General features: G+C 34.7%; 8 protein-coding genes. 3 read left to right on the forward strand and 5 right to left on the reverse strand.

Annotated elements, in window-relative coordinates; all coding sequences use genetic code 11:
- The coding region (locus ABIQ27_RS07340) for a DUF3127 domain-containing protein (protein WP_348033151.1) at window positions 1-272 on the forward strand (272 nt) is incomplete at its 5' end.
- Window positions 273-396: 124 nt separating this feature from the next.
- Entirely contained in the window at window positions 397-1032 is a 636-nt protein-coding gene (gene aat / locus ABIQ27_RS07345; RefSeq protein WP_348033152.1) for a leucyl/phenylalanyl-tRNA--protein transferase, read from the forward strand.
- Window positions 1033-1071: 39 nt separating this feature from the next.
- On the opposite strand, the gene ABIQ27_RS07350 is transcribed toward aat, so the two are convergent.
- Together ABIQ27_RS07350 and ABIQ27_RS07355 are read right to left on the reverse strand one after the other, a co-directional pair.
- Window positions 1072-1632 carry a DNA-3-methyladenine glycosylase I gene (locus ABIQ27_RS07350; RefSeq protein WP_348033153.1) on the reverse strand — a complete coding sequence of 187 codons (561 nt, stop codon included), beginning with the start codon at window positions 1630-1632 and terminating at the stop codon, window positions 1072-1074.
- Window positions 1622-2272 carry a queuosine precursor transporter gene (locus ABIQ27_RS07355; RefSeq protein WP_348033154.1) on the reverse strand — a complete coding sequence of 217 codons (651 nt, stop codon included), beginning with the start codon at window positions 2270-2272 and terminating at the stop codon, window positions 1622-1624. Before ABIQ27_RS07355 ends, ABIQ27_RS07350 begins: the two co-directional genes overlap by 11 nt.
- A 99-nt stretch (window positions 2273-2371) precedes the next feature.
- Between ABIQ27_RS07355 and ABIQ27_RS07360 the strand changes: the two genes are divergently transcribed.
- Window positions 2372-4516: a M3 family metallopeptidase gene (locus ABIQ27_RS07360; protein ID WP_348033155.1), complete on the forward strand. Its 2145-nt coding sequence runs from the start codon at window positions 2372-2374 to the stop codon at window positions 4514-4516.
- Between the two features lie 47 nt (window positions 4517-4563).
- Here ABIQ27_RS07360 and ABIQ27_RS07365 read toward each other — a convergent pair whose 3' ends face one another.
- The 3 genes from ABIQ27_RS07365 to rpsB form a co-directional block, all read right to left on the reverse strand.
- Entirely contained in the window at window positions 4564-6027 is a 1464-nt protein-coding gene (locus tag ABIQ27_RS07365; protein WP_348033156.1) for a redoxin family protein, read from the reverse strand.
- Between the two features lie 152 nt (window positions 6028-6179).
- Complete coding sequence (gene tsf, locus ABIQ27_RS07370; protein ID WP_348033157.1) at window positions 6180-7010, reverse strand: translation elongation factor Ts; 831 nt, start codon at window positions 7008-7010, stop codon at window positions 6180-6182.
- A gap of 117 nt (window positions 7011-7127) precedes the next feature.
- Window positions 7128-7699: 30S ribosomal protein S2 (gene rpsB / locus ABIQ27_RS07375; protein WP_348033158.1), on the reverse strand; the 572-nt coding region annotated here is incomplete at its 5' end.

Genomic DNA, 7699 nt, shown 5'->3' on the forward strand with positions numbered 1-7699 from the left:
TTATCAGCATCAACTTTGTGCAGGACAAATGTGATTTGTTGAATAATTACAATGTTGGTGATGCAGTAAAAGTGTCAATCAATTTGAGAGGAAGAGAATGGACAAATCCACAAGGAGAAACTAAATATTTCAACGATATTCAGGGTTGGAGAGTTGAAAAACTACAAGCTGAAGCACCAAGCGCAGCAGGAATGGCTCCAATGCCACCCGCAGAAGCGTTTGCGCCAGCAACCAACTTCAATGAAGAAGAACACGACGATTTACCTTTTTAATCAAGAGAAAAGAACAAAGAGTATAGAATATAGATTGTCATTCTAAATGTAAAACCAAAAAGGTAATTTAGAATGACTTTTTTATTGCTCTTTTTTCTATTCTCTATATTCTATTTTCTTAAAAATGTATTTTCTAACCAAAGAACTATATTTTCCACCAGTTGAAGAAGCTTCGATAGAAGGCGTTCTTGCTATTGGTGGCGATTTATCGATAGAGCGATTGCTTTTAGCGTATCGCAACGGAATTTTTCCTTGGTTTAATGAAGACGAACCAGTATTATGGTGGTCGCCACCGGAAAGAATGGTGGTAGTTCCGCAACTGTACAAAGTTTCAAAAAGCATACGGAATCTGCTGAATCAGAATAAGTTTAAAGTCACTTTTAATCAAAATTTCAAAGAGGTAATTGCGGGATGTCAGGAAATAGAACGTCCGGGACAAGAAGGGACTTGGTTGTCCGATGATTTCAAAGTTTCTTATACAAAACTCCATGAAATGGGAATTGCTAAATCCGTTGAGGTTTGGCAAAATGACGAATTGGTTGGAGGTTTATATGGTGTGGATTTGGGACACATATTTTGCGGCGAAAGCATGTTTTCCAAAGTGCCAAATGCAAGTAAGATTGCGTTTGTGAGTTTGATTCAATACTTAAAAGAAAACAACTATAAACTGTTAGATTGCCAGGTTCATAACGACCATTTGGAAAAACTTGGCGCTTTTGAGATTTCGAGAGAAACGTTTATCAGAGTTTTGAAAAGTTAGTCTCAGTTTTCAGTTTTTTCTGCCAACTGCGATTGAACACTATTTCCTCTTCCAGCAATCTTCCACATGGTCATTCACCATTCCTGTGGCTTGCATATGAGCATACACAACCGTTGAACCAACAAATTTAAATCCGCGTTTCTTTAAATCTTTGCTCAAAGCATCTGAAATTTCGGTGACAGCAGGAACATCTTTTAAGCCTTTTGGGTTGTTGTCGATTGGTTTTCCGCCTGTAAATCCCCAAATGTATTTTGAGAAAGTGCCAAATTCTTTCTGCACTTCCATAAAAGCAACTGCATTAGAAATCGTAGCTTTTATTTTTAATCCATTTCGAATAATGCCTGCATTCTGCATCAGTGTTTCGATTTCTTTATCGTCATATTTTGCAATTTTTTTATAATCAAAATAATCAAAAGCTTTCCTGAAATTTTCCCGTTTGCTCAAAATCGTATACCAGCTCAAGCCTGCCTGAAAAGTTTCCAAAACCAAAAACTCAAACAGTTTGTCGTCATCATAAACCGGAGTTCCCCATTCGTTATCGTGATAATCTCTGTACAAATCATCTTTTTCACACCAGCCACAACGTATTTTAGTTTCCATCTTTTGCAATATATTTATCAATTAAATTATGTCCCAAATAAATCATTGGCGTCATTAAAACCGCAATCGCCAGTTTAACGCTGTAACCTGTCATTGCCGAAAGCAGAAAAGTTTTTGTATCCATAATTCCAGGCAGCCAAAATGCAATTCCCAAAACGATAAAACTATCAAACAATTGCGAAATTACTGTTGAGCCAGTACTTCGCAGCCAAATCTTTCTTTCTCCAGTTCTTCTTTTAAAAAAATGAAAAATGCTAACGTCTATCAGTTGCGAAATTAAAAAGGCAGTAATGCTTCCCACAATAATCAATTGGCTTTGTCCAAAAACAGCATTAAACTGCGAAGTCGAAACCGTACTAATTCCAGTCGATGGAATTTTCATCGCAAAAAACAAAACGATAAAAGTGTAGGCAATTAAACAAGCTGTAATTATAGAAAGTTTGCGAACGCCTTTTTCTCCAAAATATTCATTGATTAAATCGGTGGTGACAAAAACAATAGGCCAGGGCAGAATTCCAATGCTCATAACGGCAGGTCCAACATCAATTAGTTTTCCACCAATTAGTTCTGCTAAAACAGCATTCGTGATAAATATTCCGGCAAGAACAACATAAATAATATCTTTTCTGGATTGAAACATAGGGTTACTTTTTCTCAAATTTATGCAATTTTGGTTAATGATTATTATAGTAGTGAGATGAATTGAATTTTCATTACTTTTGATAAAAACAAACAAATAATGAAAAAAATAATTTTAACATTGATTATGATTGCTCCAACGGTTATGGTAAATGCACAAGCAAATCGCAATTCTTTCCTTAATGATTGGGCTGGACCTTATGGTGGCGTTCCAGCATTTACAGACTACAAATTAAAAGATTTAAAACCTGCACTTGAATATGCTATTCAGGAAAAATTGAATGAAACTTCTAAAATTGCCAACAATCCAAAACCGGCAACTTTTACTAATACGATTGTGGCGTTAGAAAAAACAGGTAAAAGATTCAGCCAGGTTTATGCTGTTTTTGGAATTTACAGTTCCAATATGAACAGCCCTGAATTTGAGCCTATAGAAACTGAAATGACACCTAAGGTATATGACCTTTCTAATAAAATATATCAAAACGCAAAGTTGTTTGCCAGAATTTCAAAAGTGTATAATGCGCCATCAACTAAAAAACTGACCAAAGAACAACAACGATTGGTTTGGTTGTACTATTCCAACTATGTTCGCGAAGGTGCAAAAGCAACTGCAAAAAGCAAAACAAGAATTGCTGCAATCAATCAGGAATTAGCTGGTTTATTTACAAAGTTCAGTCAAAATCAATTGGCAGACGAAAGCAATTATTATTTAGAATTAAAAACTGAAGCAGATTTTGATGGTTTGCCAGATGAATTGAAAAATGCTGCTAAAGCTGATGCCAAAGAAAGAAAGCTAAGCGTAATGGGTTGTATTGCCAATACCCGTTCTTCTATGGAACCGTTTTTAACGTTTTCAAGTCGTAGAGATTTAAGAGAAAAAGCGTTTCAGATTTGGACAAGTCGTGGCGATAATGATAATGCCAATAACAATAATAAAACATTAGTTCAAATTTTAAAATTGCGTGCGGAGAAAGCCAAACTACTAGGTTTTAAAACTTTTGCCGATTGGAGTTTGTCAAATACTATGGCCCAAAAACCTGAAAAAACAATGGATTTGATGATGTCTGTTTGGACGCCGGCAGTTGAAAAAGTGCATGCTGATGTTGCCGAAATGCAAAGATTGCTTGATACAGATGGACAAAATTCGAATACGATGGCTTGGGAAGAAAAGTTTAAAATAGCCGCTTGGGATTATCGCTATTATTCAGAAAAAGTTAGAAAAGCAAAATACGATTTAGACCAAAACGATTTAAAACCGTATTTGCAATTAGAGAAATTACGTGAAGGAATGTTTTGGGTTGCAGGAGAAATTTTCCATTTAGGATTCAGACAAGTAACCAATGTTCCTGTTTTCCATCCGGATGTTAGAACCTGGGAAGTTTATAATAAAGACACAAAAAAACTTGTTGGACTTTGGTATTTTGATCCTTATGCGCGTAAAGGAAAACGTTCCGGTGCGTGGATGAATGCAACCAGAGAACAAAGCAGAGTAAATGGCGATGTGATTACTATTGTGTCTAACAATTGTAATTTCATTAAAGGAAAAGATGGCGAGCCAATATTGATTTCATGGGACGATGCGAGTACGTTGTTTCATGAATTTGGACATGCATTACACGGTTTGAATTCGGATGTGACTTATCCAAGTTTATCAGGAACAAATACTCCAAGAGATTATGTTGAGTTTCCTTCCCAAGTTATGGAGCGTTGGTTAGCAACACCACAAGTGTTGAATCAGTTTGCGTTGCATTATAAAACAGGGGAACCAATGCCAATGTCATTGGTAGAAAGAAATAATAAAGCAGCAACATTTAATGAAGCTTTTTCTACTGTAGAAACTATTGCAAGTGCTTTGGTAGATATGAAATTACATTTATTAGAAAATCCTGATATTGATCCAAAACAATTCGAAAAAGAAACGTTAGATGCTTTAAAAATGCCAAAAGAAATAGTAATGCGTCACCGTATTCCACAGTTTGGACATATCTTCTCTGATGATGCTTATGCTGCAGGTTATTATGGTTATTTGTGGGCAGATGCTATCAGTGCGGATGCGACGGAAGCCTTTACCGAAACCAAAGATGGCTTGTATGATAAAGAAGTTGCCAAACGATTACATGATTATGTTTTCAGTATAGGAAACACAATTGACCCTGCAATTGCCTATAAAAAATTCAGAGGCAGAGATGTTAATACGGATGCTTTGATGCGGGCAAGAGGCTTCGCTGTTCAGAAGAAATAAGTAAAGTTTATAAAACAAAAAACCGATTCATTTGAATCGGTTTTTTGTTATTTTAATGCCTTTAGTATTTCATTATATAATGGTTGTTCTTCAGAAGGCTTTTTTGTGTTTGGCAACACCAATTCACCTTTTGAATTAAATAATAAATACCTCGGAATATAAACGCCATTCGGTTCTTTTAATAGCTTTTGTAAAGATTTCTGAATTTTGTCTGAAGCAAAAATATGATTGCCTTCCAAATAACTGCTTTTTATATTTGGCTGCCATTTGGCAATATCTTTTTCCCTGTCAATGTTGATGTAAAGCATTTCAATAGCATTGGTTTTTAAAAAGGAAAAGAGTTTTTGAGAATAGGAAAACTCCTGAAAGCAAGGTCCACAATAACTTGCCCATAAGTCAACAAAAACAGCTTTTCCTTTAAAATTATCTTTTATTATTGCTTCGATGTCAATACTGTTTACCTGGCTGATATACTCAAATTCATTATTTAAGAAATAACCAAAAGCATAGGGTTTATAAATCGTTGCTTTCTTGTTTTTCAGATATTTTTCTAAATACGTTGTGTATTTGCTGTTGGGAAAAACCAATTTGAATTGTTTGAAATCATTTTCGTCTAAACGGTCATTAACAAACAAATGAGCAAACAGCTTTTCCTGATATTGCAGCGGAATAAAGTTATAATACTCTCTGGCATTTTTGTTTTTCCACAAACCATTATCATATCGTTGTTCATCTGAACCACTTTCATTTATAAATTTAGATGCAGCCTGTAGGTTTTCTAAAGTTGCATAGGTTGTAAAGCCCTTGAATTTATTATCAAACGGACTATATTGGTGCATCAGATTGTTTAGTAAATCGACAAATTCACTTTTAGGAAGTTTAGTGTTTACATATTCCTCTTCAATTCTGAAAATATCTTCAATTATGCTTTTTGAATTATTGGATAAAGTGGCTTCCAAGTACAATCTGGAAGCATCAAACATTTTTTTAGAGATTGTTTTGTTATCGTAGAAACCCTGAAGTTGTTTCAGCCCTTCTGCATATTGGCTTTTTATAAAGGTTAAAATATCCGAACCTTTCTTTGCATTAAAAATTATCGGTCTTAATTTTTTGGCAAACTTTTGATATTTATAAATGGTATCAAAATTTATCGCCAACAAAACATCGCTATTTTTTCCGTCATATTCAATGGCGTATTTATTATCCTGATCTTTTGTGATTTTTAACTGAATAACTTCATTTGGTTCGTATAAAAGATTGATGACCGGATTTGCTTTAGAGAAAGTGAAATACATATAACCTGGATTGACAGCATTAAACTTTAGCTCTGCCTGATTGTTTTTGGTATAAATGGTATCAGTATTCATCAAGAAATAACCAGCATCATCATTAATACTTTTGTTGGCTGTAATTGGTATGGAATCTGAAGTGTTTTCAAACTTGAGTTTGATTGAGACATTCTGGGCGCTTACAAATTGGATAAGAAAAAGACAAGATAAAAGATACTTCATTTTGGATGGGTTAGAATAAATAAGTAAGATTTATATGTATAACGTAAAAAAAGTGATATTAGTATAAAACAAAAAACCCCGTTTCAATAAAGAAACAGGGTTTTAATATTTTATACTTCGTACTTTGTAAATCGTACTTCGTATTTCAAAAATTATCCTAGGGCAACTCTTCTGAAACCAGTTACAGTCAAACCTGCATCAACAGATTTAATGTAGTTAGCAACACTCATTGAGCTATCTTTAATATAATCCTGGTTTACCAAAGTATTGTCTTTAAAGAAACGACCTAGTTTACCTTTAGCGATGTTTTCAATCATAGCTTCCGGTTTTCCTTCCTGACGAAGTAAATCTTTAGCGATTTCAATTTCTTTTTCAACAATTGCAGCGTCAACTCCGGCTTCATCTAAAGCAATTGGAGACATAGCAGCAGCCTGCATTGCTACGTTTCTTGAAGCTTCTTCAGCACCAGCAACGTTAGCAGATAAAGAAACTAAAGTAGCAATTTTGTTACCAGCGTGGATGTAAGAACCAACAAAAGCACCAGACAATCTTTCGAAAGAAGCGATTTCAATTTTTTCTCCAATAACACCAGTTTGCTCGATTAATTTTTCAGCAACAGTAAGTCCGTTAAAATCTGCAGCTAAGAATTCTTCTTTGTTATCGAAGTTCATAGCTAAGTTAGCTAACTCAGTAGCCAATTTTACGAAACCTTCATTTTTTCCAACGAAGTCAGTTTCGCAGTTTAATGTAATAACAACACCAGAAGTCTTGTCTGCATTAACAACTGCAATAGCAGCACCTTCAGTAGATTCTCTGTCTGAACGGTTTGCAGCAACTTTTTGACCTTTTTTCCTAAGGTTTTCAATTGCTAAATCAAAATCGCCATCAGCTTCTACTAATGCTTTTTTACAGTCCATCATTCCTGCACCGGTAATAGTTCTTAACTTGTTTACGTCTGCAGCAGTAATTGTGATTGTTGACATAATATTTTTTATTTAAAATTTAAAAATCGTTTTAAAAGTAAATTACGAATTACAAACTGGAAATTACGATTGAAAATAATCCGTAATTCTTAATTCATAATTCGTAATTATTTTGTTTTACTCTTCAGTTTTTGTTTCAGTAGCTTCAGCTTCTGGAGCAGCTTCTACTTCTACAACTGCTTCTACTTCTGGAGCAGCTTCTACTTCTGGAGTTTCAACTTCAGCAGCTTCTTCAGCAACCGGAGCTTCAACTTCAGCAACAGCTTCTGTTACTACTTCAGCAGCAGTTACTTCTTCAACAGCATCAACTTCAGTAGTATCATCACCTTCTTTATCAGAAGTTCTGTTAGCTAATCCGTCAATAACTGCAGCAGTTACTAAAGATAAAATTTTATCAATTGATTTTGAAGCATCATCATTGGCTGGAATAACGTAATCTACTTCACGTGGATCAGAGTTAGTATCAACCATTGCGAAAACTGGAATGTTTAATTTTTGTGCTTCTTTTATTGCGATGTGTTCAGCCTTGATATCCACTACAAATAATGCAGCTGGAAGTCTAGACATATCAGCGATAGAACCTAAGTTCTTCTCTAATTTTGCACGAAGACGATCAACTTGAAGACGTTCTTTTTTAGACAATGTCATAAAAGTTCCGTCTTTCTTCATTTTATCAATAGTAGCCATTT

This window comes from Flavobacterium sp. (assembly GCF_039916025.1).
GTDB lineage: Bacteria > Bacteroidota > Bacteroidia > Flavobacteriales > Flavobacteriaceae > Flavobacterium.